A 26,642-nucleotide genomic window follows, 5' to 3' on the forward strand; every position below is an offset into this window, starting at 1 on the left:
CCGTACGCATACGGGAGAGAAACGGGGCAGTGATGCGCACAACTCGCAGGGCATCCACGGTGCTTGGCACCGGCGTGGGTACAGGTGGCAACGGCAGGACGGTCCACGGGACCCGCCGGGCCGCCGTCGCCCTCGCCGCCGTCGGCGCCATGGCCCTCAGCGGCTGCGGTGGCGACTCCGGCGGCGACGACGGCAAGGGCTCGGGCGACAGCGCGGGCAAGCCGGCCGCCGTGACGGTCGAACTCCCCAAGCTGGACGGCGAGAAGATACAGGTCGCCGCCGTCTGGACCGGTCCGGAACAGGCCAACTTCACCAAGGTTCTCGCCGAGTTCGAGAAGCGGACCGGGGCGACGGTCACCTTCGTCCCCGCCCAGGACCCGATCGTCAACTTCCTCGGTACGAAGATCGCGGGCGGCAGCCCGCCCGATGTGGCGATGCTCCCGCAGGTCGGCGCCATCCAGCAGGCCGTGGAGAAGAAGTGGGCCAAGCCCGCGAGCCCGGAGGCCAAGGCGCAGCTCGCCAAGAACTACGGCAAGGGCTGGCAGGACCTCGGCGCGGTGGACGGCGAGCAGTACGGCGTGTACTTCAAGGCCGCCAACAAGTCGCTGATCTGGTACAACAACGCCGCGTTCGAGAACGCGGGCGCGTCGGCCCCGAAGACCTGGAAGGAGTTCCTCTCCACGGCCGAGACGATCTCCGCGTCCGGCGTCACCCCCGTCTCGGTCGGCGGCGCGGACGGCTGGACCCTCACCGACTGGTTCGAGAACATCTACCTCTCCCAGGCGGGCCCGGAGAAGTACGACCAGCTCGCCCAGCACGAGATCAAGTGGACCGATCCGTCCGTGAAGGACGCGCTCACCACGCTCGGCGAGCTCTTCGGCAAGCCGAATCTGATCGCGGGCGGCACGGACGGCGCGCTCCAGACGGAGTTCCCCGCCTCCGTCACCCAGACGTTCACCGGCGGTGACCAGCCCAAGGGCGCGATGGTCTTCGAGGGGGACTTCGTCGGCGTCAACATCGCGGAGACCGACGCGAAGATCGGTACGGACGCGAAGGTCTTCCCGTTCCCCGCGGTCGGCAGCGACTCGCCGGTGGTGACGGGCGGCGACGCGGCCGTGGCGCTGAAGGACACCAAGGGCGCGCAGGCGCTGCTGACCTTCCTGGCCTCCACGGACGCCGCGCGGATCTGGGCGGAGGCGGGCGGCTTCGTCTCGCCGAACAAGTCGCTGGACCTCGCCTCGTACCCGAACGACGTGCAGCGCGACATCGCCAAGGCGCTGATCGCGGCGGGCGACGACTTCCGCTTCGACATGTCGGACCAGATGCCGCAGTCGTTCGGCGGCACGCCCGGCAAGGGCGAGTGGAAGTCCCTCCAGGACTTCCTGAAGAACCCGAAGGACGTGGCCGGGGTCCAGCGGGAGCTGGAAGCCGCCGCGGCCAAGGCGTACAAGAGCTGACGCGGTGACGACGGCGACCTCGGGCGGCGCCACGCCGCCGCCCGCCCCCGCGTCCGGCCCGGCGGATCCGTCCCGTACGTCCCCCAAGGGGCGCGGGCCCAGGAGCGTCACCGGTACCCGCAAGCTCGTCGCGGCGGGCTTCCTGCTGCCCGCGCTGGTGCTGCTCGGCGCGCTCGTGGTGTATCCGATCTGCTTCTCGGTCTACCGGTCCTTCTTCGACAAGTCCGGCGCGAACTTCGCCGGGCTCGACAACTATGTGGAGCTGTTCACCGACGACACCATCCTGACCGCCGTCAAGAACAACGCGATCTGGGTGGTGGTCGCGCCGACCGTCGCCACCGCGCTGGGCCTGATCTTCGCCGTACTCACCGAACGGGTGCGCTGGGGAACGGCGTTCAAGCTGATCGTCTTCATGCCGATGGCGATCTCGATGCTCGCCGCGGGCATCATCTTCCGGCTGGTGTACGAGCAGGACCCGGCCCGCGGGGTCGCCAACGCGGTCTGGGTCGGGGTCCACGACACGTTCAGCGAGTCGGCGGGGTATCCCAAGGCGCATCCGCTGCCGGTGCATCCGCTGAAGGCGGGCGGCGGCGGCTCGTTCGTCACCAAGGAACCCGTCGCGGCGGGTACGGAGGTGCTGCTCCCGCTGGTCGGCGTCGCCCCGGCGAAGATGCCCTCCGACGCGCGGCCCGCGAAGGCGGCGGCTCCCGAGAACGGCCGGGTCACCGGCACAGCCTGGCTGGACTTCACCCCGGGCGGCGGCGGGAAGCCGAACGTCATCGACCCGAAGGAGCTGGGGCTCGGAAGCCTCAAGGTCGAGGCGGTCAAGGACGGCAAGGTCGTGGCCTCCGCGACCGCGGGCGCCGACGGTACGTTCAGCCTGCCGGCCGCCGCCGACGGGGCCCAGCTCCGGCTGCCCGCGGCCAACTTCAGAGAGCCGTACAACGGGGTGGAATGGCTCGGCCCCAGCCTGGTCACCCCGGCGATCATCGGCAGCTATCTGTGGATGTGGGCCGGGTTCGCGATGGTGCTGATCGCGGCGGGGCTGGCGAGCGTGCCCCGTGAACTCATGGAAGCGGCACGGGTGGACGGCGCGACCGAATGGCAGGTCTTCCGCCGGATCACCGTGCCGCTGCTGGCCCCGGTCCTCGCGGTCGTCATGGTGACGCTGATGATCAATGTGCTGAAGATCTTCGACCTGGTCTTCATCATCCCGCCGGGGTCGTCCCAGGCCGACGCGAACGTGCTGGCGCTCCAGCTCTACCGCTCGTCGTTCGGCACGGACGCGGATCTCGGGGTCGGCAGCGCCATCGCCGTACTGCTGCTCCTGCTGGTGATCCCGGTGATGCTCTTCAACGTACGGCGCATGCGAAGGGAGACGCGACGATGACCACGACGACGGCGTTGGACGCGGACCCCGGTCCTGAACCCGGCTCCGGCTCCGGTCCGGCGAAGGCGACGGAGGCGGCGCGGACGGAGCCGGCGAAGGAGTCCCTGGGCAGCCGGATAGCGGCGCACGCGGGCGGCGGGGCGGTACGGGTCTTCCTGGTCCTGGTCGGCCTGTTCTGGCTGATGCCGACGATCGGCCTGTTCATCTCCTCGCTGCGCGACTCCTCGGACATCAACGCGAGCGGCTGGTGGAAGGTGTTCACCGCGCCCGCGCAGCTCACCACCGAGAACTACACGCGGCTCCTCGACAACGACATCATCACCAACTCACTGCTCTCCACGATCATGATCACCGTCCCCTCGACGCTCCTCGTCGTGGTGATCGGCTCGCTCGCCGGGTACGCCTTCGCCTGGATGGACTTCCCGGGACGCGACTGGTGGTTCCTGGGGGTCGTGGGGCTGCTGGTGGTCCCGGTGCAGGTCGCGCTCGTCCCGGTCGCCAAGCTGTTCGGCGCCATCGGCATCTTCGAGACGACCTTCGGCGTGATCATCTTCCATGTCGCCTTCGGTCTGCCCTTCGCGATCTTCCTGCTGCGCAACTTCTTCGCGGAGATCCCGAGGGAGCTGCTGGAGGCGGCGCGGCTCGACGGGGCGGGCGAGATACGGCTCTTCACCCGGGTCGTGATGCCGCTCGGCGGGCCGGCGATCGCCTCGCTCGGCATCTTCCAGTTCCTCTGGGTCTGGAACGACATGCTGGTGGCGCTGATCTTCGCGGACTCGAAGAACCCGCCGATCACGGTCGCGCTCCAGCAGCAGGTACGGCAGTTCGGGAACAACATCGACGTACTGGCGCCCGGCGCGTTCGTCTCGATGGTGATCCCGCTGGCCGTGTTCTTCGCGTTCCAGCGGCAGTTCGTGCAGGGCGTGATGGCGGGAGCCGTCAAGTAGCGCCGCGATGACCGAGGTTGGTACGGATGGGCCGGTCGATGTCCGTGAGGACATCGGCCGGCCCTCTTCCTGCCGTCGGAGTGCGGTCGGAGTGCGGTCGCCCAACTCCCTTCCGCTGGACGCCCAACTCCCTTTCCTTGCCGGACAGATGTTCCGCCCGTCCCCCGAATGCCACGCCAGGCGTAACCAGTTGGCCGCGCGGGCCGTTCCCGGGCCATGCCCCGGTTCAGCGTCATCGTCCCCGCGCACCAGGTCCAGGCGTATCTGACGGAGTGCCTGGAGTCCGTGCTGTCCCAGGCCCACGACGACCTCGAACTCATCGCGGTGGACGACGGATCGACGGACTCCTGCGGCGCGATCATCGACGCGTTCGCCGCCCGCGACCCCCGGGTCAGCGCCGTCCGGCTGCCCGACCGGACGGGCCCGGGACCGGCCCGTAACGCCGGACTCGCGCGCGCCACCGGCGACTACGTGCTCTTCCTGGACGGCGCCGACACCCTCGTACCGGGCGCGCTCGGCTGGATCGGGGACCGGCTCAAGGAGACGGAGGGCCCCGACATCCTCGTCCACGACTACGTCCGTACGTACGACCGGACCGGCGAGGCGGTACGGAACGCCTTCGCCGCCTCGCTCGGCCAGGAGGGCTCCGCCGCGTTCCGGCTGGCCGACCGGCCGGGGCTGCTGACGTATCTGATGACCGCCGCGAACAAGGCGTACCGCAGGGAGTTCGTCACACGCGAAGGGCTCGCCTTCCCCCCGGGCTGCCACGCGGACCTCGCCTGGACCTACCCCGCGCTGATGACGGCCGGGACCATCGCCACGCTGGACCGGGTGTGCGTACGGCTGCGCCACCGTGACGAGGCGGCGGAACCGGCCAGGGCGCTGGAGGTCTTCGCCCCGTACGAGCGGGTCTTCGCCTTCGTCGCGGAGCGGCCCGCGCTGGCGCGCTGGCGGCCGGTGCTGCACCGGCGGATGCTCGACCACCTGGCGGCGCTCGGCGGACTCGTACCGCTCGCGGCGACGGACGGCCCCCTGTCCGGCGAGCTCCGGCCCGGTGGACAGCTCCCCGGCGGACCGCTGCCGCGCCGTACCCGCGCCGCGTTCTTCCGCGCGGCGCGCGCCCACCACCGCCGCTACCGCGCCCCACGCACCTCGCGCGCCTCGTCCGCCCCTTCCACCCCTTCCACCCCTTCCACCCCTTCCACCCCTTCCGTCCCGGGCGCCTCTCAAGGCGCGGCGGCGGGCGCCCCGCCCCGGCACACGCTGCTGCTCCGGCTCGGCGCGCACCGTACGTACGGTGTGCTGCGCGCCGCGCGGGCGGTACGCGGGCGCGCGACCCGGGGCGCGAGGGCGGCGCGCCGGGGCGCCCGTGCGGTCGCGCTGCGGCTGCACTACGGGATCCAGCGGCGGCTGCCGGTCCGCGCCGACCGCGCGGTCTTCGCCTCCCACGGCACGGGACACGGCACGGGGCACGGCACGGGGCGGCCTCCGGCGTACGGGTACGGCGGGGATCCCGCGGCCGTCGAGGAGACCGTCCGCGAACTCGCCCCGCGCCTGCGCACCTCCTGGATCACCGACCCCGCGCACGCGCACCTGGTCCCGACGGGCACGCGCCGGGTGTTCGCAGGGTCGTTTCAGCACTGGACCGTGCTCGCCCGCTCCCGCTACCTCGTCAGCGACGCCGGTTTCGACCCCCGGCTCGTCAAGCGGCGGGGGCAGATCCTGCTCCAGACCCACGACGGGACGCCGATCGGCTCGACCGGGCTCGATCTGCTGGACCGGCCGGCCGTCGCGGGCGCCGCGGACATCGCCCGTCTGCTCGCCGACGCGGCCCGCTGGGACTACTCCCTCTCCGCCAACCGCCACTCCACGCTGGTACGGGAGCGGACCTGCCCCTCCCCCGCCGCCACCCTGGAGTACGGCCGCCCGCGCACCGACGCCTTCCACCGGGCCACACCGGCCGACATCGCGCGGCTGCGGGAATCGCTCTCCGTCCCGGAGGGCTTCACCGCCGTCCTGTACGCGCCCGCGTACCGCGACTACCGCCGCACCCAGCGCCTCCCGTTCGACCTGGAGCGGGTGGCGCAGTCACTGGGCCCGCGCTTCGTGCTGCTGGTCCGCGCGCACCCCGGGTACGGCGCGCCGATGCCGTGTCCGCCGCACCCCCGGATCACCGACGTGTCCGGCCATCCGTCGGTCGAGACGCTCTGCCTCGCCTCCGACGTACTGCTCACGGACTACTCGTCGCTGATGGTCGACTACGCGAGCCTCGACCGGCCGATCGTGCTCCACCACGACGACCGGGAGGCGTACGAGGCGGCCAGGGGGACCTGTCTCGATCTGCGGGCCTGCCCGCCGGGCGCGATCGCCCGCACCCAGGACGAGCTGATCGACATCTTCACCTCGGACCACTGGCGCGGCTCGCGCTCCGCCGAGCTGCGGGCGGCGTTCCGGGCGCGGTTCTGTCCGTACGACGACGGGCGGGCGGCCGAGCGGGTCGTCCGCCATGTCTTCCTCAGCGCCGGATCAGCACCGGATCGGCACCGGATCAGCGGCTGAGCGCGGCGACCGCTGAGGCGGCCAGGTCGTCCAGATACCCCTGGGGCAGCGCCCCGCGGACGACGACCAGCCGCCAGTAGAGCGGTCCGACGATCAGATCCAGCGCCCGGTCGGCGTCGGCGCCCTCGGGCAGCTCACCGCGTTCGACGGCCTCCCGGACGATCACGGCCGCGATGCCCCGCTGGCCGTCCAGCAGCGCCGTCTTGATCGCGTCGGAGATCTCGGGGTGGCGGGCCGCCTCCACCAGCAGATCGGGGATGACCTGCGAGGCGACCGGGTGGCGCAGGGCGCCCGAGGTCACTTCGAGCAGGGCACGCACATCGCCGTACAGCGAACCGGTCGAGGGGGCGGGCAGCCCCTGCGCGGCGAAGGCCGAGACCAGGTCGAGGACAAGTTCCAGCTTGGACTTCCAGCGGCGGTAGACGGCGGTCTTGCCGACGCCCGCGCGCCGTGCGATGCCCTCGATGGACATCCGGGCGAACCCGACCGCGGCCAGCTCGTCGAAGACGGCGGTGCGGATGGCGTCGGTCACGTCCTCCCGGAGCACGGCGGCGCCCGCGGGCACACGGCGGGTGGCGCGAGGGTCCGTGGTGGTGCCGGGGCGCGTGCGGGGGTCCGTAGTCATCAGCACCGAGCATAGCGGCGCCCCGGCGCTCCGGCCACGTGACGACGACATGGTTGCGTTGCGACGTAATCCGAGCCTACCTTGGCGTTGCGACGATACGGCAGCGTCCCGTCGTCGGGGGTGGAGTCGACCGCCCCCGCCACCGTCGAAAGCGACACCTGTGAGCCAGAGCCGGACGATCACAGCGACACCCCCGGACACCCCTGGGGCACCTGCGGCCCCCGGGGCCCCCGCGGCCTCCGGAGCCCCCGCGCCGCAGACCGATCTCGGCGCCCTCGCCCGCCGGCACGGACTGACCGTGAGCGGCGCCCGCCCCTCGCTGCCCGACTACCTACGGCAGCTCTGGTCGCGGCGCCACTTCATCACCACGTTCGCGACGGCGCGGCTGACCGCCCAGTACAGCCAGGCCAAGCTCGGCCAGATCTGGCAGGTCATGACCCCGCTGCTCAACGCGACGGTCTACTACTTCATCTTCGGGGTGCTGCTCGACACCAAGCACGACATCCCCGACTTCATCCCGTTCCTGGTCACGGGCGTCTTCATCTGGACCTTCACCTCGAACTCGATCATGGCGGGCACCCGCGCGATCTCCGGCAACCTCGGCCTCGTACGGGCCCTGCACTTCCCGCGCGCCGCCCTGCCGATCGGACTCGCCCTCCAGCAGCTCCAGCAACTGCTGTTCTCGCTGGGCGCGCTGGTGGTGATCCTGGCCTGCTTCGGCGAGTACCCCGACCTCGGCTGGCTGCTGGCGGTGCCCGCCCTCGCGCTCCAGGCGGTGTTCAACACCGGCGTCTCGATGGTGCTGGCGCGGCTGGCAGCCAAGACCCCGGACGTCTCCCAGCTCATGCCGTTCCTGCTGCGCACCTGGATGTACGTCTCCGGCGTGATGTGGAGCGTGGACCGGGTGACGAAGGGCGAGGACGTGCCGCACGTCGTCTCGGTGGCGCTCCAGTGCAACCCGGCCGCCGTCTACATCGATCTGATGCGCTTCGCGCTCGTCGACAGCTTCACCGCCGCCCAACTGCCCCCGCACGTCTGGGCGGTCGCCCTCGGCTGGGCACTGGTCGCCGGGGTCGGCGGGTTCCTGTTCTTCTGGAAGGCCGAGGAGGAGTACGGACGTGGCTGATACGGACCCGACATCCGACACGGCGCCCGACCCGGTCCCCACCGTCGTCGTCGACGGCGTGCACATCACCTACACCGTCCACGGCACCAAGGGCGGCAAGGGCAGCGCCACCTCCGCCCTGAGCCGGATCCTCTCCCGCGGGTCCACCCCCGGCGCGCGCGAGGTGCACGCGGTCAAGGGCGTCAGCTTCGCCGCGTACAAGGGCGAGGCGATCGGCCTCATCGGCTCCAACGGCTCCGGCAAGTCGACGCTGCTCAAGGCCGTCGCGGGGCTGCTGCCGCCCAGCCGGGGCCGGGTCTTCACCCGTGGGCAGCCCTCGCTGCTCGGCGTCAACGCGGCGCTGATGAACGACCTGACCGGCGAGCGCAACGTCATCCTCGGCGGGCTGGCCATGGGCATGACGCGCGAGCAGGTGCGGGAGCGCTACGAGGACATCGTGGAGTTCTCCGGGATCAACGAGAAGGGCGACTTCATCTCGCTGCCGATGCGGACGTACTCCTCGGGCATGGGCGCCCGGCTGCGCTTCTCGATCGCCGCCGCCAAGAGCCATGACGTCCTGCTGATCGACGAGGCGCTCTCCACCGGCGACGCGCGGTTCCAGCGCCGCAGCCAGGAGCGCATCGCCGCGCTGCGCGAGGAGGCCGGCACGGTCTTCCTCGTCAGCCACAGCAACAAGTCCATCCTGGAGACCTGCGACCGCGCGCTGTGGCTGGAGTCGGGCACGCTGCGGATGGACGGGCGGGCGGAGGAGGTCGTCGCGGCGTACGAGGAGTTCACGAGCGGCAGCAGAAACAAGAAGAAGTAGAGGGCCCGGTCAGGGAGCGGCCGGGTGACGATGCGAGGCTTGGCCGCCGGGCCCCGCTCTGACATGATGGACAAACGGAACTTTGTTCCGGACGTACGGTACGGAACGACGCACGGCAGGGAACATGGTTCCGGTGGACGGGCCCGGCAGCGGAGGGAGCGGCGTGGTGAGCAACAGCGACAAGGGCGCGGAGCGCGCGGCCCCGCCCCAGCGGGCGGACGCCCGGCGCAACAAGGAGACGCTGCTCGACGCCGCCGCCGCCGTCTTCGTCACGTCCGGCGTGGAGGCGCCGGTACGCGACATCGCGGCCGAGGCCGGCGTGGGACTGGGCACGATCTACCGCCACTTCCCGACCCGCGCCGACCTCATCATCGCCGTCTACCGGCACCAGGTCGACGCCTGCGCCGAGGCCGGTCCCGCCCTGCTGGAGACCAGCGCGACGCCGCACGCCGCGCTGGGGCAGTGGATCAACCTCTTCGTCGATTTCCTGGTCACCAAACACGGGCTCGCCGCCGTACTGCAGCCCGACAACACCGGCTTCGACACGCTGCACGCCTACTTCCTCGACCGGCTCGTGCCCGTGTGCACCCACCTGCTCGACGCGGCGGCGGCTTCCGGCGAGGTCCGGTCCGACGTGACGGCCATCGAGCTCATGCGCGGCGTCGGGAACCTCTGCATCGGCGCGGACAGCGATCCCCGCTACGACGCCCGCCGGCTGGTGGAGCTGCTCATCGCGGGACTACGCCAACCCCGCTGACCCACGGCGCCCCTCGCGGGCGCTCGTCCGCCCCGACCGCGATGCTCACCGGCGGCGCTCACCCGGTGGCGGCGCCGAACCACGTCGGCATCCGGTCGAGCAGCTCCGCCTGGTCCTCACCGGCCCACGCCACATGGCCGTCCGGCCGCAGCAGCACCGCGGGCGCGTCCAGTTCCTCGCTGACGTCGACGACATGGTCGACCCGGTCCTCCCAGCCCGCCACCGACAGCCGGCCGGTCTGGTCGAGCAGCAGCCCCCGGCCGCCGTGCATCAGCCCGTAGAGGCGCCCCCGCTTCAGCTCCATGTCCCGCAGCCGCCGGCCGAGGAGTTCGTGCCCCTCGCCGAGGTCGTAGTGGACCCCGATCGCGGTGATCTTCTCGATCAGGTACCGGTTCACGTTCTCGAAGTCCATCAGCTCCGACACCAGCCGGCGCACCGACTGTGGGCCCGGCTCCGGGGAGAGCAGCAGCATCTGCGCACGGGTGTTGTCCAGTACGGCGGCGGCCACCGGGTGCCGTTCGGCGTGGTAGCTGTCCAGCAGCCCCTCCGGTGCCCAGCCGTTGACCTCGGCGGCCAGCTTCCAGCCGAGGTTGAACGCGTCCTGGACCCCGAGGTTGAGCCCCTGCCCGCCGGTCGGCGGGTGGATGTGCGCCGCGTCCCCGGCCAGCAGCACCCGGCCGCTCCGGTAGCGCTCGGCCAGCCGGGTGGCGTCGCCGAACCGGGACAGCCAGCGCGGTGAGTGCACGCCGAAGTCGGTGCCGGCGACCGCCCGCAGCCGCTCCTTGAACTCCTCCAGGGTCGGCGGGACCGCACGGTCCTCGGCCACGCCCTCAGCAGGCACGATGACGCGGTACACCCCTCCCCCGAAGGGCCCGAGGCCGAACCGCTTCTGGGTCGTACGGACCTCCGCGACGACGGCGGCGACCGTCTCCGGGTCCTCGGCCACCTCCATCTCGCCCAGCAGCGTCTCGACCCTGGACGGCTCCCCGGGGAAGCCCACGCCGAGGAGCTTGCGCACGGTGCTGCGGCCACCGTCGCAGCCGACGAGGTAGCGCGAGCGCAGCCGCGTACCGTCGGCCAGCTCGGCGGTCACCCCGTCGTCGTCCTGGCTCAGCCCGACCAGCTCGCAGCCGCGCCGGATCTCGGCGCCGAGCTCGGTGGCGTGCTCGGCCAGCAGGCGCTCGGTGAGGGGCTGCGGGATACCGAGGACGTAGGAATGCGCGCTGTCCAGCCGGCCCGGCGCGGGCTTGTCCATGGCGGCGAAGAAACCGCCGAGCGGGTACTGGCGGCCGTGCGCGAGGAACCGCTCCAGCAGACCGCGCTGGTCCATCACCTCGATGCTGCGCGCGTGCAGACCGAGCGCGCGGACGTACGCGGCCGGCTCCGCCTCCTTCTCCAGGACGAGCACGCGCACACCCTGCAACCGCAACTCGGCGGCCAGCATCAAGCCGGTCGGTCCGCCGCCGGCGATGATCACGTCGATCACTACATACCCCCATTTATTTCCACACGCTGGTGCTTCGGCTGGTGATTCTGCGGCATGACGGGGGTCTTGCCGCAAGCCCCCCGGTGCGGTATACGTTGAGAGTGGAAAGGAGTCCGTCGCCGACGTGACGTCGACTCCGTCCGCCCCTCCTGCACAAAACCTCCTGCACACAGAGCGCCAGGGGCGCCCGGCTCGTTGGTGAGCCGGGCGCCCCTGGCGCTCTGTGCTGGTCCTGTGGCCGCCCCCGCTGTCAGCGGTGCGTGCGCAGCAGCGTCCGCATCGTCCGCATCGCGACCGACAGGTTCGCCAGGTCGAACGCGTCCGAGTTCTGGATCTCGTCGAGCGTGGCGCGGGAGCGGGTCAGGATCGCGGCGTTCTTCTCCTCCCACGCCGTGAACCGCTCCTCCGGCGTCGAGCTGCCGTTGCCCACCGTCAGGACGTCCGACGTCAGCCCGGCGTGCGCCGCGTACAGGTCCTCGCGGATCGAGGCGCGGGCCATGGACTGCCAGCGGTCGGCCCGCGGCAGCTCCACGATCCGGTCCATGAGCCGGCTGATCCGCAGCCGGTCACCGAGGTCGTAGTAGACCTCGGCGACGGCCAGCGGGTCCTGCTCCGTACGGTCCGCGATGGCGACGATGTCGAGCGCCGGGAAGACGGACGAGAACCCGGCGACCCGCAGGGCCAGTTCCTCCGGGACCCCGGAATCGGTGAGCTCGGTCAGGATCGACCGGTACCACTCCAGCTCCGGGCCGCGCAGCATGGTGGAGAGCTGGGCCCAGACCTGCTCGACGCCCGCCGCGAAGAACTCGATCGTCCCCGCGATCTCCAGCGGCTGCGGCCGGTTGCCGAGCAGCCAGCGCGTGCCGCGCTCGACGAGCCGGCGCGAGTGCAGCCTGATCCGGGTCTGCACGTCCGCCGGGACCTGGTTGTCCAGCGCCTCGACGGCGTCCCACACCCCGTTCAGCCCGAAGATCTCCCGGGCCGCGGCCTGCGCCCGTACGATCTCCTCGGTCGCCGCGCCGGTCTCCTCGCGCAGCCGGTGCAGGAAGGTCGAACCGCCGGTGTTGACGGTGTCGTTGACCAGGACCGTCGTGATGATCTCGCGGCGCAGCGCGTGCGAGTCGATCTGCTCGGCGAACTGCTCGCGGAGCTGCTGCGGGAAGTACGCGTGCAGCAGCGCGCGCAGATGCGGGTCGTCCGGCAGCTCGGTGTGGATCAACTCCTCCGCCGCCGTGATCTTGGTGTAGGCGAGCAGCACGGCCAGTTCGGGCTGGGAGAGTCCCTTGCCGGAGTTGAGCAGCTCCCGGACCTGGCGGTCGGTGGGGAGGAACTCCAGCCCCCGGTCGAGATGTCCGTCGCGCACCAGCCGGCGCATGAAGCGCTGGTGGGCGTGGAGGAGGGAGGGCGCCTGGGCCTGGGCGTTGCCGAGGGCGGTGTTCTGCGCGTAGTTGTTGCGCAGGACGAGCGCGCCGACCTCGTCGGTCATCGCGGCGAGCAGCTTGTTGCGCTGCTTGACGGTCATGTCCCCTTCGGTGACCAGGCCGTTGAGGAGGATCTTGATGTTCACCTCGTGGTCGGAGGTGTCCACGCCGGCGCTGTTGTCGATGGCGTCGGTGTTGATCCTGCCGCCCTGGCCGCCGGCGCCGCGCCGGGCGAACTCGATCCGGCCGAGCTGGGTCAGTCCCAGGTTGCCGCCCTCGCCGACGACCTGGACGCGCAGGTCCTCGCCGTTGACACGGATCGCGTCGTTGGCCTTGTCGCCGACGTCCGCGTCGGTCTCGGTGGACGCCTTCACGTACGTACCGATCCCGCCGTTCCAGAGCAGGTCGACCGGGGCGTGGAGGATCGCCTTCATCAGCTCGGCGGGGGTCAGCTTGGTGACGCCCGACTCGATGCCGAGGGCGTCGCGGACGTGCGCGTTGACGGGGATCGACTTGGCGGTACGGGGGTGGATCCCGCCGCCCGGCGAGAGGAGCGCCTTGTCGTAGTCGGCCCAGGAGGAGCGCGGCAGTTCGAAGAGGCGGCGGCGCTCGGCGTAGGAGGTGGCCGCGTCGGGGTGCGGGTCGAGGAAGATGTGCCGGTGGTCGAAGGCAGCGACCAGCCGGATGTGCTCGGAGAGCAGCATGCCGTTGCCGAAGACGTCGCCGGACATGTCGCCGACGCCGACGACGGTGAAGTCCTCGCTCTGGGTGTCGTGGCCGAGCTCGCGGAAGTGCCGCTTCACGGACTCCCAGGCGCCGCGGGCCGTGATGCCCATGCCCTTGTGGTCGTAGCCCGCGCTGCCGCCGGAGGCGAAGGCGTCCCCGAGCCAGAAGTCGTAGGAGACCGCAACCTCGTTGGCGATGTCGGAGAAGCTGGCGGTGCCCTTGTCCGCGGCGACGACGAGGTAGGTGTCGTCCCCGTCGTGGCGTACGACGTCGGCGGGCGGCACGACCTCGCCGGTGACCATGTTGTCCGTGATGTCGAGCAGCGCCGAGATGAAGATCTTGTACGAGGCGATGCCCTCGGCGAGCCAGGCGTCCCGGTCGGCGGCCGGGTCGGGCAACTGCTTGGCGACGAAGCCGCCCTTGGCGCCGACCGGCACGATCACGGTGTTCTTGACCATCTGCGCCTTGACCAGGCCGAGGATCTCCGTACGGAAGTCCTCCCGCCGGTCCGACCAGCGCAGCCCGCCGCGGGCGACCTTACCGAAGCGCAGGTGGACGCCCTCGACGCGCGGGGAGTAGACCCAGATCTCGTAGGCGGGGCGGGGCGCGGGGAGGTCGGGGATGGCCTGCGGGTCGAACTTCATCGACACGTAGCTGTGCTGCCCGCCGCTGGCGCTCTGGAAGAAGTTCGTCCGCAGCGTGGCCTTGATGAGGGTGAGGAAGGAGCGCAGGATCCGGTCCTCGTCCAGGCTCGCGACCTGGTCGAGGGCGCCGTCCAGCTCCTCCAGCATGGCCTCCGTCAGCTCCGTGCCGGCGCGCTGGCGGCCGGGCGACATGCGGGCCTCGAAGAGGGAGATCAGCAGCCGGGTGGTGTGCACGTTGGAGCGGAGGGTGTCCTCCATGTAGTCCTGGCTGAAGGTCGAGCCCGACTGGCGCAGGTACTTGGCGTACGCGCGCAGCACCATCGCCTGGCGCCAGTCCAGACCGGCGCCCAGGACGAGGGAGTTGAAGCCGTCGTTCTCCGCGGCTCCGGTCCACACGGCGGCGAAGGCCTGCTGGAAGCGCTCGCGGTCGTCCTCGGTGAGGTAGTCGCCGCCGCCCGAGCCGCCCTGGGGCAGCCGCAGGCCGAAGTCGTAGATCCAGACGTGCGTACGGTCCGCGCAGCGCAGTTCGTACGGCCGCTCGTCGACGACCTCGACGCCGAGCCGCTGGAGCACCGGGAGGACGGCGGAGAGGGAGACCTGCTCGCCGGAGCGGTAGATCTTGAAGCGCCGTTCGCCGGGGCCCGCGCCGACCGGCTCGTACAGGGAGAGCGAGAAGTCCGCCTCGGCCTTGTCGAGCGCTTCCAGGTGGGCCAGGTCGGCGACCGCGGCGCGCGGGGAGTGGTCGGCCTTGTAGCCCTCGGGGAAGGCGGTGCCGTACTTGCGGAGCAGTTCGGCGGCGCGCTCCTCGCCGCACTCGGCGTTCAACGCCTCGCCGAACGCGTCGGCCCAGGAGCGGGCCGCCGCCACGAGACGGGCCTCGATCCGGTCCGTGTCGGCGTCGGTGAGCTTGGCCAGCTCCGTGCCGCGCGGGACGCGGACGACGAAGTGGAGCCGGGAGAGGATCGATTCTGTGTTCCACGCGGTGAAGTCGACGCTGGTGCCGCCGAGCTCCTCCTTGAGGATGTCGACCAACCGCAGCCGGACCCCGGTGGTGTAGCGGTCGCGCGGCAGGTAGACGAGCGCGGAGTAGTAGCGCCCGTACTCGTCCTGGCGGAGGTAGAGCCGCAGCCTGCGGCGCTCCTGGAGGTAGAGCACGCTGGTGACGATCGACCGCAGTTCGTCGACGGGCGTCTGGAACAGCTCGTCGCGCGGGTAGGTCTCCAGGATCTGGAGCAGGTCGCGGCCGTCGTGGCTGTTGGGCGAGAAGCCGGCGCCCTCCAGGACCTCGGCGACCTTGCGGCGGATCACCGGGACACGGCGTACGGACTCGGTGTACGCGGCCGAGGAGAACAGCCCCAGGAAGCGGCGCTCGCCGACGACGTTGCCCTTGTCGTCGAACTTCTTCACCCCGACGTAGTCGAGATAGCTGGGCCGGTGGACGGTGGCGCGGCTGTTGGCCTTGGTGAGGACCAGCAGCTTGTGTTCGCGCGCCTTGGCGCGGGCGTCGGCGGGCAGCCGGCTGAAGGACGGGCTGACCGGGTGGTCGTCGTCCGCGCTGTGCTGCGGGTCGGAGCGCAGCACGCCGAGCCCGGTGCCGGGGACGGCGGTCAGGGCGTCGCTGTCCGTGAGCTGATACTCGCGGTAGCCGAGGAAGGTGAAGTGGTCGGCGGCGAGCCAGCGCAGCAGCTCACGGGCCTCCTCGACCTCCTGGTCGCGCAGGTCGTCGGCGGTCGGCTCGCTGGGCAGCTCGTCGGCGATGCGCAGCGCGGCGCCGCGCATCTTCTCCCAGTCCTCGACGGTCTCGCGGACGTCGGACAGGACACGCAGCAGATCGGCGGTCATCTGCTGGAGGTCGGCGCGGTCGCTCTCGCGGTCCACCTCGACATGGATCCAGGACTCCGTGAGCGCGTCGTGGGGGCGCTCGGCGGAGGCGGCCACCCCTTCGGGAAGCACCTCGATCAGCTTGCCGGTGACATCACGGCGCACGACGATCTGCGGGTGGATCACGGCGTGGATGCCGCGACCCTGCCGGGAGAGTTCGTTGGTGACGGAGTCCACGAGGAAGGGCATGTCGTCGGTGACGACCTCGACCACGGAGTGGCTGCACGTCCAGCCGTTCTCCTCGACCGTCGGGGTGTGGACCCGCACACTGGCCGTCCCCTGGGGGCGGTTCCCGGCGAGCCGGTAGTGCGAGAGCGCGGCACCGAGGACATCGGTGGATTCACGGCCCGCGATGTCCTCGGGAGCCGTGTGCAGGTAGTAGCGCTGGAGGTACGCGAGGATCGCGGCGCGGTCGGCGCCGTCCCCGGTACCGTCTGGACCGGTACCGCCTGGCCCTGCGGCGTCGGACCCGGTGGTGGCCTCGTCCTTCCGGAGGCCGCCCCCGAGCCCCCCGGTACCCCCCAGCGGGCTGTTCTCAGCGGCCCGGGCCGCCTGTTCGAGCAGCTCGGCCTTGGCTTCGTCCAGCTTGGTCTGCATGTCCTCTGGCTCCTGTCGCGCGCCGTTGCGTGACGTAGGTGAAGGAAGCGACACAACGCCACGACGCGGGGTTTCCGGTCGAGGTCGACGTTATGCCGCGATGAGAGATGGCCGGGGCCTTATTGGCCAATTTTGGCAGTCGCCCCGTTTCCGGTGCCGCGACCGGCAGGCGATCCTGACGTGGGCAATGACCCGGGTGAGCGGCGGTCGCCCGGGCGCGGTGGCGCTCCGGGCGCAGGCCGGGGGCTTCGCTGCCCCCACGGCGTATCGCGCTGATCACGGTCACCAGGCTATCGCTCTCCACCCAGGCTCCGTCATGAGCCGCTTGTGTACAAAAGCAAGGCACCGAATTGGCCACTTCGGACAGACCCGCAGGGTGGTTCGGAGTGACACGGGCCGCCCACTCCCGCGGACGCGCGGACGGGGACGGCACGGATCGGCAGACTGGTCGACAGGTGGACAGACCGCCCCATCCTTCCCGGGAGCAGCCATGGCAGCCAAGGTCCTGATCGTCACCGGCGACGCCGCCGAGTCCCTTGAAGTCCTCTATCCGTACCAGCGCCTGCTCGAAGAGGGGTACGAGGTCCATATCGCCGCTCCGTCCCGGAAAAAGCTCCAATTCGTGGTCCATGACTTCGAGCCCGGCTTCGACACCTACACCGAGAAGCCCGGTTACACCTTCCCCGCCGACCTGGCGTTCTCGGAGGTCGACCCGACGGAGTACGCGGCCGTGGTCATCCCGGGCGGCCGGGCCCCCGAATACCTGCGCGGCGACGCGGAGCTGCGCAAGATCCTCAAGTCCTTCTTCGACGCGGACAAGCCGGTGGCGCAGATCTGCCACGGCCCGCTCCTGACGGCCGCGATCGGCGAACTCGCCGGCCGCCGGGTCACGGCCTATCCGGCCCTGGAGATCGACATGCAGACGGCGGGAGCGACGTTCCAGGACACGGAGGCGGTGGTGGACGGCACCCTGGTCTCCTCCCGCGCCTGGCCCGACCACCCGGCCTGGATGCGCGAGTTCCTGACCGTGCTGCGCGCGAAGGCCCCGGTGCACCAGGACACGTCCGCGCACGGGAACGGCTAGCGGCTCCCGGGAACGGCGCCGGCCCCTCCGCCCTGCCCGAGGCAGGGCCGGGGGTTACGCCAGGTCCCGGGCGAGCGCCACCGCTTCCTCCAGGGTGTCCACGACCGGGACGCCCACCGACTCCAGGGTGGCCCGGCTGTTGGTGCCGCCGGTGTAGAGCACGGCACGGGCTCCCACGTGCGCCGCCGCCACCGCGTCGTCGACCGCGTCGCCGATCACCACCGTACGGACTGCGGATATCTCCCCGCCCGCCCCGGCCAGCGCGGTCAGATGGCGTTCCAGGTGCAGCGCCTTGCTGCCGCCCGACGGGCCCCTGCGGCCGTCGACGCGGAGGAAGTGGCGCTCGATCCCGTATCCCCGCACCGTCGGGACCAGGTGTTCGTGCCCGTACATGCTCAGCAGTGACTGGCTGCCGCCCGCGAGCGCCCACCCCGCGAGCAGTTCCTCGACGCCGCGCGTCAGCCCGCAGGTGTCACGCCGCTCCGTGTAGTGGCGGTGGAACGTCTCGTCCATGACGATCCACTCGGCGTCGCTCGGCAGGCGCCCCATGAGCCGCTCGTAGAAGCGCGGGATGGGGACGCAGTACAGCTCCCGGTAGCGGTCGAGCGTGATCGGCGCCAGCCCTATCTCCGCGAAGGCCGCGTTGGTCGCCCCGATGACCGCGCGCATGTCGTCGAGGATCGTGCCGTTCCAGTCCCACACCAGATGCGTGTTCTGCTTCCCCATGGACAAAACCGTACCGGCCGGGTCCGACAACGCCCCCGGACACCGGTCCGGGGGCAGCCCGGACACCGCCGCGCGGGGCGGCCGGGGGCAGCCCGGGCTGGTCAGGCGATCAGGTTCGGGATCTCCTGGATTCCGAACCAGAGCAGTTCGTGGTCCTCCGCGCCGTCCACCGTGAACCGCGCGTCGTCGTCCCCGTGGTCCGCCGCGCCCAGCGCCGCCGCCGCCGCTGTCACGTCGGCGTCCGCGTCGTCGGAGTCCACGTGCACCGCCGCGGCCTTCCGCAGGGCGATCGCCGCCGCGATGCGCACCTCGCCGAGCGAGGAGGCGTCCAGCCGCATGTCGGGGTCCGACACGGCCTCCCGGTCCGGTACGTCCGCCGCGACGACCACCCGACGGCGGGCCGCGGCCGGGTCGGCGGCGATCAGCCGGAGCGAGGCGGCGGCGGCGCGGTTGAGGGCGGCGTACTCCAGCTCCTCGATGTCGTCCGAGACGTACCACTCCCGCAGCCCCGGAGTCACCGCGTACGCCGCCAGCGGCCCCGGTCCCAGCTCACCGGCCTTGTGCGCCTCTGCGAGACCGGGAAGCGTCAAGGGGACGTACACACGCATGGCATGGCCGCTTTCGTCGTCGGGAGAACACCTAAGGATACGTGGGCCGGTCCCTCTTCGGGGTGACACCTATGGGGCTCCCAGGCGTCCACCGGGAACCGTTCGTACCCGTGCCACCACGCTCCGTACCGCCCGCCGATCACCCGGATAGGTGATTTCACCGCCCGGCGCCCCGCCGACACCCCCTCCTTGCGGCGCTCCCCCAAGGACACGTAAAAGATCCCCCAACAAGTTACCGACCGGTATCGGACCGGCCGGGCAGAACGGGGGCGATCTGCGTGAACAGGGCCACTTCCTCCACTTCCACCACCGCCTTCTCCGCCGGGGCCAGGCCGCCAGGACGCCGCGATCCGCGCAGGCCCGGCGCCGTACGTCCGCAGCGGAGCCGGCACGTCCCGCCGCACGAGCTGTTCGCGGAGCGGCTGCTCGCCGTCCTCAGTGGCCACCGGCCCGTGCACTGGATGCTCGGCCAGACCGTCGGCGAGGCGTACGAACAGCTCGTCCGGCTCGCACCGGGCACCCCGCTCAGGGCCAGGGGCGTCCGCCCGGTGATCCGCACCTGCCGGTTCTCCCAGCCCAGGCCCGGGGTGGTCGAGGCGTCCGCCAGCATCGCCGCGGGCGAACAGGTCCGCGCCCTGGCCTTCCGGCTGGAGCGGAGCACCGATCTGCGCTGGCGCTGCGCGGCGGTCGAGGTCGGCGGCGAGCGCGTCACCACCGACGCGTGAACACCCGCTACAGCGGCGTGAGCACCCGCTACAGCAGCGGGCCGGGGCGCGCACCACGAGAGTGCGCGCCCCGGCCCGTACGATCGGCCGCCCGGTCCGCTGTCCGGGCCCCGGCCCTACTTCTTGCGGCGGCGTCCGCTGGGGGCGCTCTTCTGCGCCTTGCGGCGCTCGGCCCGCGTCATGCCGTCCGACGTGGAGCGCGTCGGTCCCTCCGCGCTCTGGAAGTCGCCCTCGACGATGCCGCCCTCGCCGTCCACCGTGGGCGCGGAGAAGTGCAGCCGGTCGGGCCGCTGCGGCGCGTCCAGACCCTTCGCCCGGATCTCCGGACGCGCGGTGGCCGCGGGCACCGCGTCCTCCTTCTTGGCGAGCGACGTGCGCTCGGCGGAGTCCTCCACCGGGACCTCCTCGACCTGCTGCTCGACCTGGACCTCCAGGTTGAACAGGTAGCCGACGGACTCCTCCTTGATGCCCTCCATCATGGCGTTGAACATGTCGAAGCCCTCGCGCTGGTACTCGACCAGCGGGTCCTTCTGGGCCATCGCCCGCAGGCCGATGCCCTCCTGGAGGTAGTCCATCTCGTACAGGTGCTCACGCCACTTGCGGTCCAGGACGGAGAGCACCACGCGCCGCTCCAGCTCACGCATGATGTCCGAGCCGAGCTGGTTCTCCCGCTCCTCGTACTGGGCGTAGATGTCGTCCTTGATGGACTCCGAGATGAACTCGGCGGTGATCCCGGCACGGTCGCCGGCCGCGTCCTCCAGCTCCTCGACGGTGACCTTCGTCGGGTAGAGCTGCTTGAAGGCGCCCCACAGCCGGTCCAGGTCCCACTCCTCGGCGAAGCCCTCGACGGTCTCCGCCTGGATGTACGCGTCGATCGTGTCGTCCATGAAGTGGCGCACCTGCTCCTGGAGGTCCTCGCCCTCCAGGACGCGGCGGCGCTCGCCGTAGATGACCTCGCGCTGCCGGTTCAGGACCTCGTCGTACTTCAGAACGTTCTTACGGGTCTCGAAGTTCTGCTGCTCGACCTGCGACTGCGCGGAGGCGATGGCGCGCGTCACCATCTTGTTCTCGATGGGGACGTCGTCCGGCACGTTCGCCATGGACATCACACGCTCGACCATCTGCGCCTTGAACAGCCGCATCAGGTCGTCGCCGAGCGACAGGTAGAAGCGGGACTCGCCCGGGTCGCCCTGACGGCCGGAACGGCCGCGGAGCTGGTTGTCGATACGGCGCGACTCGTGGCGCTCGGTACCCAGGACGTAGAGCCCGCCCAGGTCCTTGACCTCCTCGAACTCCGCCTTGACGGCCTGCTCGGCCTTCTCCAGCGCGGCGGGCAGCGCCGCCGCCCACTCCTCGACGTGCTCGACGGGGTCCAGGCCGCGCTGGCGCAGCTCCGCCTCCGCCAGGTCGTCGGGGTTGCCGCCGAGCTTGATGTCCGTACCGCGGCCGGCCATGTTCGTCGCGACGGTGACGGCGCCCTTGCGGCCCGCCTGGGCGACGATCGTGGCCTCACGGTCGTTCTGCTTCGCGTTCAGCACCTCGTGCTGCACACCGCGCTTGCTGAGCTGCTGCGAGAGGTACTCGGACTTCTCGACGGAGGTCGTGCCGACCAGGACCGGCTGGCCCTTCTCGTGCTTCTCCGCGATGTCGTCCACGACCGCCGCGAACTTGGCGACCTCGGTGCGGTAGATCAGGTCGGACTGGTCCATGCGGACCATCGGCCGGTTCGTCGGGATCGGCACGACGCCCAGCTTGTAGATCTGGTGGAACTCGGCGGCCTCGGTCATGGCCGTACCGGTCATGCCGGAGAGCTTGCCGTAGAGGCGGAAGAAGTTCTGCAGGGTGATGGTGGCGAGGGTCTGGTTCTCGTCCTTGATGTCCACCCCTTCCTTCGCCTCGATCGCCTGGTGCATGCCCTCGTTGTAGCGGCGGCCGGCGAGGATACGGCCGGTGTGCTCGTCGACGATCATGACTTCGCCGTCCATGACGACGTAGTCCTTGTCGTTCTTGAACAGCTCCTTGGCCTTGATGGCGTTGTTCAGATAACCGACGAGCGGGGTGTTCACCGACTCGTACAGGTTGTCGATACCGAGCCAGTCCTCGACCTTGGCGACACCGGGCTCGTGGATCGCGACCGTGCGCTTCTTCTCGTCGACCTCGTAGTCGCCGGTCTCCTCGATGCCCTTGAGCGGATTGCCCGCCTCACCCTTGGTGAGCCGCTTGACCAGCTTGGCGAAGTCGCCGTACCACTTCGTGGCCTGGTCGGCGGGGCCGGAGATGATCAGCGGCGTACGGGCCTCGTCGACCAGGATGGAGTCGACCTCGTCGACGACGGCGAAGTTGTGGCCACGCTGGACCAGCTCCTCCTGGGACCACGCCATGTTGTCGCGCAGGTAGTCGAAGCCGAACTCGTTGTTCGTGCCGTACGTGATGTCGCACGCGTACTGCTCACGGCGCTGCGCGGGCGACATGTTCGCCATGATGCAGCCGACCTTGAGGCCCAGGAAGTTGTGGACGCGGCCCATCAGCTCGGAGTCGCGCTCGGCCAGGTAGTCGTTCACCGTGATCAGGTGGACGCCCTTGCCGGACAGCGCGTTGAGGTACGCGGGCAGCGTGCCGACGAGGGTCTTGCCCTCACCGGTCTTCATCTCGGCGACAAAGCCGAGGTGCAGCGCGGCGCCACCCATGAGCTGTACGTCGTAGTGGCGCTGGCCGAGGACGCGCTTGGCCGCCTCGCGGACGGTCGCGAACGCCTCGGGGAGCAGGTCGTCCAGGCTCTCGCCATCGGCGTACCGCTCTTTGTACTCGGCGGTGAGCGCCCTCAACTCGGCGTCGGAGAGGCTGACGAAGTCCTCTTCGATAGAGTTGACCTGGTCCGCGATGCGGTGCAGTTTGCGCAGGATCTTGCCTTCGCCTGCACGCATGAGCTTGTTGAAGACGGACACTGAGGCTGGTCTCCTTGCCGGTCGGGCCTGGCACGTGGGTCGGAATCGGACACGGGCGCGGGCACGGCAGGCGGGCCCCACCGCAACGGCCATCGTAAGCGAGGACTCGGCCGCGCCGGGAGGGCCGCCGTCACGCGGGTCTGCCGCCACCCTCATATATGAACGCGCGGAACCCGTGGAAGGTGCCGGTACGGCCCGAAAAGCATTCGTCCCGCATCGCCCCGCTCAGCAGAATCCGTCCATGGAACCCGTCACCCTCACCACCGAGCGCCTGCTGCTGCGCGCCCTCACGCCCGACGACGCCGACGCCGTGCACGCGATCTGCCAGGACCCCGGCATACAGCGCTGGATCGCCGTCCCCACGCCGTACGAACGCGGACACGCCGAGCACTTCGTCGAGCGGCTGGTCGCGGACGGCTGGCGCTCCGGGATCAACTGCACCTTCGGTGTCCTGCCCCTCGGCGGCGGCCCCCTCCTGGGCGCCGTCAACGTGCATCGCCAGACGGGCACGTGGGAGATCGGCTACTGGACGGCGAAGGAGCACCGCGGGCGCGGCCACACGGTGGAAGCGGTGGGGGCCGTGGCCCGCTGGGCCTTCACGGCGCTGGGCGCGGAGCGGCTGGAGTGGCGCGCCGAGGTCGGCAACGAGGGGTCGCGGGCCGTCGCGGAGAAGGCCGGTTTCGTGGTGGAGGGCGTGCTCCGCGCCGCCCTGCTCCACCGGGACACCCTGCGGGACACCTGGATCGGCTCACTCCTCCCCTCGGACCTGGGGCTGCCCGGCGCCCACCCGTACCTGCCCGCGCGGAGCTGACCCACGGCCTCCCGGACCCGTTGTCGGTGCGGCCGTCTATCGTGCGGACCATGACGACTGCGCCGCCCGCCACCATCGAACTCTCCGCCGACGAGGCCCGCCGTATCGCGCTGCGTGCCCAGGGGTTCCTCGGCGCCCCGGACCGGCGCGGCGGCGTGCGGGGGGTGCTGCGGCATCTCGGCGCCGTCCAGCTCGACACGATCTCGGTGCTCGCCCGGTCGCACGAGCTGATCCCGTACGCGCGACTGGGCGCGGTGGGCCGCAGAACGGTCGAGGACGCCTACTGGACGCCCCCGTCCGACGGCGTGTCGCCGGCCGAGCCGCACGCCTTCGAGTACTGGTCCCACGCGGCCTGTGTGCTGCCCATCGAGGAGTGGCCGCACTTCGCCTTCCGCCGCCGCGCGTACCGCGCCCGCCCGCACTGGTACCACGAGCTGGCGGACGGGACGTACGACGCGGTGATCAAGCAGTTGCGCGCGGAGGGCCCGCTGACCGCCACGGAGCTGGGCGGCGCCAAGAACGGCGGGCTGTGGTGGGACTGGTCCGAGGCGAAGGTGGCCGTCGAGCGCGCGCTGATGTACGGGGAGGTCGTGTGCACGGGGCGGCGGAGCTGGAAGCGGGTGTACGACCTCGCGGAGCGCGCCGTGCCCGGTGCCCTCCTCCATGACGACCTGGACGACACGGAGTGCCTGCGCCGCCTCGTGACGCTCGCCGGCCGGTCGCTCGGGGTGGGGACGCGCGCCGACATCGCGGACTACCACCGGATCAAGGGCGAGCAGGTCGACGCGGTGATCGCGGACTCGGGGCTGGTGCCGGTGAGCGTCGAGGGCTGGGCGAAGCCCGCGTGGGCGGACCCGGCGGCGCTGGCGACCGCCCCGCGCGGCCGGCACCGTACGACGCTGCTGTCGCCGTTCGACTCCCTCATCTGGGAGCGGGCCCGCACCGAGCGGATCTTCGGCTTCACCCACCGGCTGGAGGCGTACGTCCCCAAGCAGAAGCGGGTGTATGGCTACTTCGCGATGCCGCTGCTCTCCGGCGGCCGGCTGCTGGGCCGGGTCGACCCCGCGCGCGAGGGAAACACGCTGGTGGCCAAGCACGTGTCCCTGGACACCCCGAAGGGCGTGTCCCCGATGGCGTCGGCGCTGCGGGAGGCCGCGGAGTGGGTCGGCTGCTCGGACGTACGGGTGGAGCGCGTCGACCCGCCCGAGCTGCGCGGCCCGCTGGCCGGGGCGCTCACCGCGGCGGAGTGACGCGGGAGCGCGCGGCGAGCCGGGCACGCGCACGGAAGCAGACGCGGGGGGGGGCGTGAAGCGGACGCGGGAGGGTTGGGCGTGGTCAGCGGATTTCGAGGATCTTCTCGCGCATCGCGTAGACCACGGCCTCCATCCGGGAGTGGAGCTGCAGCTTCTCCAGGATGTTGCGGACGTGGTTCTTCACGGTGTTCTCGGAGATGAACAGCTCCTTGGCGATGTCCCGGTTGTTCATCCCCGTGGCCACCAGCTTCAGGACCTCCAGCTCGCGCTCGGTCAGCCGCGGCGCGGGCACGAGCCGGCGTTCGTCGGTGCGCTGGATCATCGACTTGAACTCGGTGAGCAGCTTGGACGCCATGGACGGGCTGATCTGCGACTGGCCGTCAGCCACGGCGCGGATCGCCGTGGCGACCTCGTCGGTGGAGATCTCCTTCAGGAGATAGCCGGTGGCGCCCGCCTTGATCGCGTCGTAGAGGTCGGCCTCCTCGTCGCTGATCGTCAGCATGATGATCTTGGCGCTGGGTGCCACCTCCTTGATGGAGGTGCACGCCTCGATACCGCCGCGCTTGGGCATCCTGACGTCCATCAGCACGATGTCCGGCAGCAGGTCCGCGGCCTTGTCGACGGCCTCGGCCCCGTCGCCCGCCTCACCGACGACCTGGATGTCCTCCTCCTGCGCGAGAACGATCTCCAGCCCGCGCCGGAAGAGCGCGTGGTCGTCCACGACGAGGACCCGAATCGGTTCCGGGCGCGAGCCGCCCCGCTCCGCGTCCGCGTCCGTGTCGGACCCGGACCCGGCGCCGCCGACCACGCCACCGGCCCCACCGGCGTGATGCACCGGTCCGAAGCTGTCCGCCATCGTTCCTCCCCCTGAAGGCCGGGGCCCGCATTCATGGAGCCGGCCAACCGCAGTTCGCAGACCACTTGTTGGCTTGCGGCTCCATGATTTCATGCCCGGGCCGCCGAGGGGTCGTCCTCAGGACGCACCGTGGTGTCCCCAAGGGCTCTACGAGCGCTCGGGGACACCGACGGGCGTGGGATTCCGGCCTCTTTTCCGGCTGGATTCCGGCGGTCCGGCCGGTGTGTCAGCCGTTTCCGGCCGGTGTCAGCCGCTCTCAGGCGCTCTCAGCCGCCGAGAGCGCCACCCGCACCGTCCGGCTCCGAGCCGGCCAGCGGGTCCGTCCTGAGATGAATGACGCCGTAGTCGTAGGCGTGGCGCCGGTAGACGACGCTGGGCTCCTTGGTGTCGGAATCGACGAAGAGATAGAAGTCGTGACCGACCAGCTCCATCTCGTAGAGCGCCTGGTCGAGCGTCATCGGTGCGGCGACATGGGTCTTCTCGCGGACCACCAGGGGGCCTTCGCCCTGCACCTCAAGGGTGCCGATCATGGTGGTGGGTACGGCCGTCTCGCGGGCCTCTTCCGCCGCGGTCTCGCCGTTCGCGTTCAACTGGGCCACGCCGGGGACGACATCGACGACCTCCGCGGCCGACAACCGGCCGTTTCCCCGCCGGTTGTGGCGCTTGTCGTGCTGCTTGCGCAGCCGCGCCTCCAGTTTGCCGGTGGCCAGGTCGAGCGCCGCGTACGGATCGGCCGCCGCCGCCTCGGCACGGATCACGGGGCCCCGCGAATGAAGGGTGATCTCCACCCGGTCACTGCGGTCGGCCTGCCGCGGATTGGGCTCCTTGGACACCTCGACATCGAGGCTGATCACCTTGGCGTCGAGCTTCTGGATCTTCTCCAGCTTCAGCTTCTCCGCCACGTGCTTGCGGAACCGCTCGGGCACCTCTGTCTTGCGGCCCTTGACGACGATGTCCACGCAGAACTCCGTTCCCGGATCACTCCGCCTCGCTGCGGAGTCACTCCTTGTTGCACCAGGCCCCGGTGGTCACCGGAGCCTCGGACTTGGCGACTTTCACCTCCTCCTCCCCCAGCGACGAGATCCCCACTCCCCTGAATTTCCGGGGGTCTGAAAAGCGCCGGAGCACACCAGTGCATTCAATGAGTCGCGGCTCGCGCCATTCCTCATAACCGAACATAGACCCCCCGGACGGGTGTCGGCACCCGCTACCG

At 70.9% G+C, this 26,642-nt stretch carries 19 protein-coding genes; 11 read left to right on the forward strand and 8 right to left on the reverse strand.

Features of this window, described 5'->3' with window-relative positions:
* The first annotated feature begins 149 nt into the window (after positions 1–149).
* The 4 genes from ACIBJC_RS35415 to ACIBJC_RS35430 all read left to right on the forward strand — a co-directional run bounded on the left by ACIBJC_RS35415 (position 150) and on the right by ACIBJC_RS35430 (position 6,353).
* A complete protein-coding gene (locus ACIBJC_RS35415; protein WP_399299884.1) occupies positions 150–1,457 on the forward strand; it encodes an ABC transporter substrate-binding protein in 1,308 nt (435 codons plus the stop codon).
* Positions 1,458–1,461: 4 nt separating this feature from the next.
* Complete coding sequence (locus tag ACIBJC_RS35420; RefSeq protein ID WP_399299789.1) at positions 1,462–2,847, forward strand: carbohydrate ABC transporter permease; 1,386 nt, start codon at positions 1,462–1,464, stop codon at positions 2,845–2,847.
* Entirely contained in the window at positions 2,844–3,794 is a 951-nt protein-coding gene (locus ACIBJC_RS35425) for a carbohydrate ABC transporter permease (protein WP_399299791.1), read from the forward strand. The genes ACIBJC_RS35420 and ACIBJC_RS35425 overlap by 4 nt, the downstream gene beginning before the upstream one ends.
* A 216-nt stretch (positions 3,795–4,010) precedes the next feature.
* Complete coding sequence (locus tag ACIBJC_RS35430) at positions 4,011–6,353, forward strand: CDP-glycerol glycerophosphotransferase family protein (protein ID WP_399299794.1); 2,343 nt, start codon at positions 4,011–4,013, stop codon at positions 6,351–6,353.
* On the opposite strand, the gene ACIBJC_RS35435 is transcribed toward ACIBJC_RS35430, so the two are convergent.
* On the reverse strand, positions 6,343–6,978 hold the full coding sequence (locus tag ACIBJC_RS35435; RefSeq protein ID WP_399299797.1) for a TetR/AcrR family transcriptional regulator: 636 nt from the start codon (positions 6,976–6,978) through the stop codon (positions 6,343–6,345). The genes ACIBJC_RS35430 and ACIBJC_RS35435 overlap by 11 nt on opposite strands.
* Before the next feature lie 178 nt (positions 6,979–7,156).
* On the opposite strand from ACIBJC_RS35435, the gene ACIBJC_RS35440 reads away from it, so the two are divergent.
* From ACIBJC_RS35440 to ACIBJC_RS35450, 3 genes are all read left to right on the forward strand, one after another.
* Positions 7,157–8,104, forward strand: coding sequence for an ABC transporter permease (locus tag ACIBJC_RS35440; protein WP_399299887.1), 948 nt, complete (start codon positions 7,157–7,159; stop codon positions 8,102–8,104).
* Positions 8,097–8,909, forward strand: coding sequence for an ABC transporter ATP-binding protein (locus tag ACIBJC_RS35445; RefSeq protein ID WP_399299800.1), 813 nt, complete (start codon positions 8,097–8,099; stop codon positions 8,907–8,909). The genes ACIBJC_RS35440 and ACIBJC_RS35445 overlap by 8 nt, the downstream gene beginning before the upstream one ends.
* A 166-nt stretch (positions 8,910–9,075) precedes the next feature.
* On the forward strand, positions 9,076–9,666 hold the full coding sequence (locus tag ACIBJC_RS35450; RefSeq protein WP_399299804.1) for a TetR/AcrR family transcriptional regulator: 591 nt from the start codon (positions 9,076–9,078) through the stop codon (positions 9,664–9,666).
* A gap of 58 nt (positions 9,667–9,724) precedes the next feature.
* On the opposite strand, the gene rox is transcribed toward ACIBJC_RS35450, so the two are convergent.
* The gene (rox, locus tag ACIBJC_RS35455; RefSeq protein ID WP_399299807.1) at positions 9,725–11,152 is read right to left on the reverse strand and encodes a rifampin monooxygenase; all 1,428 of its coding nucleotides are present in this window, start codon (positions 11,150–11,152) and stop codon (positions 9,725–9,727) included.
* A 250-nt stretch (positions 11,153–11,402) separates the two neighbouring features.
* Entirely contained in the window at positions 11,403–16,421 is a 5,019-nt protein-coding gene (locus ACIBJC_RS35460; protein ID WP_399299809.1) for an NAD-glutamate dehydrogenase, read from the reverse strand.
* Positions 16,422–16,911: 490 nt separating this feature from the next.
* On the opposite strand from ACIBJC_RS35460, the gene ACIBJC_RS35465 reads away from it, so the two are divergent.
* Positions 16,912–17,505, forward strand: coding sequence for a DJ-1/PfpI family protein (locus tag ACIBJC_RS35465; RefSeq protein ID WP_399299812.1), 594 nt, complete (start codon positions 16,912–16,914; stop codon positions 17,503–17,505).
* A 54-nt stretch (positions 17,506–17,559) separates the two neighbouring features.
* Here the strand turns inward: ACIBJC_RS35465 and ACIBJC_RS35470 are convergent, their stop codons facing one another.
* Both ACIBJC_RS35470 and ACIBJC_RS35475 read right to left on the reverse strand, forming a co-directional pair.
* On the reverse strand, positions 17,560–18,231 hold the full coding sequence (locus tag ACIBJC_RS35470; RefSeq protein WP_399299815.1) for an HAD family hydrolase: 672 nt from the start codon (positions 18,229–18,231) through the stop codon (positions 17,560–17,562).
* A 101-nt stretch (positions 18,232–18,332) separates the two neighbouring features.
* Positions 18,333–18,839 (reverse strand): DUF6912 family protein, encoded by a 507-nt coding sequence (locus ACIBJC_RS35475; protein WP_399299818.1) that lies wholly within the window; start codon positions 18,837–18,839, stop codon positions 18,333–18,335.
* A gap of 278 nt (positions 18,840–19,117) precedes the next feature.
* Here ACIBJC_RS35475 and ACIBJC_RS35480 point away from each other — a divergent pair, with 278 nt between their 5' ends.
* Positions 19,118–19,564: an Rv3235 family protein gene (locus ACIBJC_RS35480; RefSeq protein WP_399299820.1), complete on the forward strand. Its 447-nt coding sequence runs from the start codon at positions 19,118–19,120 to the stop codon at positions 19,562–19,564.
* 116 nt (positions 19,565–19,680) lie between these two features.
* On the opposite strand, the gene secA is transcribed toward ACIBJC_RS35480, so the two are convergent.
* Positions 19,681–22,509, reverse strand: a complete 2,829-nt coding sequence (secA, locus tag ACIBJC_RS35485; protein WP_399299823.1) for a preprotein translocase subunit SecA — start codon at positions 22,507–22,509, stop codon at positions 19,681–19,683.
* A 241-nt stretch (positions 22,510–22,750) separates the two neighbouring features.
* Here secA and ACIBJC_RS35490 point away from each other — a divergent pair, with 241 nt between their 5' ends.
* Both ACIBJC_RS35490 and ACIBJC_RS35495 read left to right on the forward strand, forming a co-directional pair.
* A complete protein-coding gene (locus ACIBJC_RS35490; protein WP_399299826.1) occupies positions 22,751–23,320 on the forward strand; it encodes a GNAT family N-acetyltransferase in 570 nt (189 codons plus the stop codon).
* A 50-nt stretch (positions 23,321–23,370) separates the two neighbouring features.
* Positions 23,371–24,570 (forward strand): winged helix-turn-helix domain-containing protein, encoded by a 1,200-nt coding sequence (locus ACIBJC_RS35495; RefSeq protein ID WP_399299829.1) that lies wholly within the window; start codon positions 23,371–23,373, stop codon positions 24,568–24,570.
* Between the two features lie 85 nt (positions 24,571–24,655).
* Here ACIBJC_RS35495 and ACIBJC_RS35500 read toward each other — a convergent pair whose 3' ends face one another.
* Positions 24,656–25,429 carry a response regulator gene (locus tag ACIBJC_RS35500; RefSeq protein ID WP_399299832.1) on the reverse strand — a complete coding sequence of 258 codons (774 nt, stop codon included), beginning with the start codon at positions 25,427–25,429 and terminating at the stop codon, positions 24,656–24,658.
* A gap of 266 nt (positions 25,430–25,695) precedes the next feature.
* Complete coding sequence (hpf, locus tag ACIBJC_RS35505) at positions 25,696–26,388, reverse strand: ribosome hibernation-promoting factor, HPF/YfiA family (RefSeq protein WP_399299834.1); 693 nt, start codon at positions 26,386–26,388, stop codon at positions 25,696–25,698.
* Between the last annotated feature and the right edge of the window lie 254 nt (positions 26,389–26,642).

It is taken from the genome of Streptomyces sp. NPDC050509, assembly GCF_044457965.1.
GTDB lineage: Bacteria > Actinomycetota > Actinomycetes > Streptomycetales > Streptomycetaceae > Streptomyces.

Coding starts and splice junctions, on each gene's coding strand:
- ACIBJC_RS35495 (WP_399299829.1), top strand. CDS start 23,371: ATGACGACTGCGCCGCCCGCCACCATCGAACTCTCCGCCGACGAGGCC.
- ACIBJC_RS35465 (WP_399299812.1), top strand. CDS start 16,912: ATGGCAGCCAAGGTCCTGATCGTCACCGGCGACGCCGCCGAGTCCCTT.
- ACIBJC_RS35415 (WP_399299884.1), top strand. CDS start 150: ATGGCCCTCAGCGGCTGCGGTGGCGACTCCGGCGGCGACGACGGCAAG.
- ACIBJC_RS35500 (WP_399299832.1), bottom strand. CDS start 25,429: ATGGCGGACAGCTTCGGACCGGTGCATCACGCCGGTGGGGCCGGTGGC.
- ACIBJC_RS35425 (WP_399299791.1), top strand. CDS start 2,844: ATGACCACGACGACGGCGTTGGACGCGGACCCCGGTCCTGAACCCGGC.
- ACIBJC_RS35475 (WP_399299818.1), bottom strand. CDS start 18,839: ATGCGTGTGTACGTCCCCTTGACGCTTCCCGGTCTCGCAGAGGCGCAC.
- ACIBJC_RS35460 (WP_399299809.1), bottom strand. CDS start 16,421: ATGCAGACCAAGCTGGACGAAGCCAAGGCCGAGCTGCTCGAACAGGCG.
- ACIBJC_RS35470 (WP_399299815.1), bottom strand. CDS start 18,231: ATGGGGAAGCAGAACACGCATCTGGTGTGGGACTGGAACGGCACGATC.
- ACIBJC_RS35490 (WP_399299826.1), top strand. CDS start 22,751: ATGGAACCCGTCACCCTCACCACCGAGCGCCTGCTGCTGCGCGCCCTC.
- ACIBJC_RS35430 (WP_399299794.1), top strand. CDS start 4,011: ATGCCCCGGTTCAGCGTCATCGTCCCCGCGCACCAGGTCCAGGCGTAT.
- ACIBJC_RS35435 (WP_399299797.1), bottom strand. CDS start 6,978: ATGACTACGGACCCCCGCACGCGCCCCGGCACCACCACGGACCCTCGC.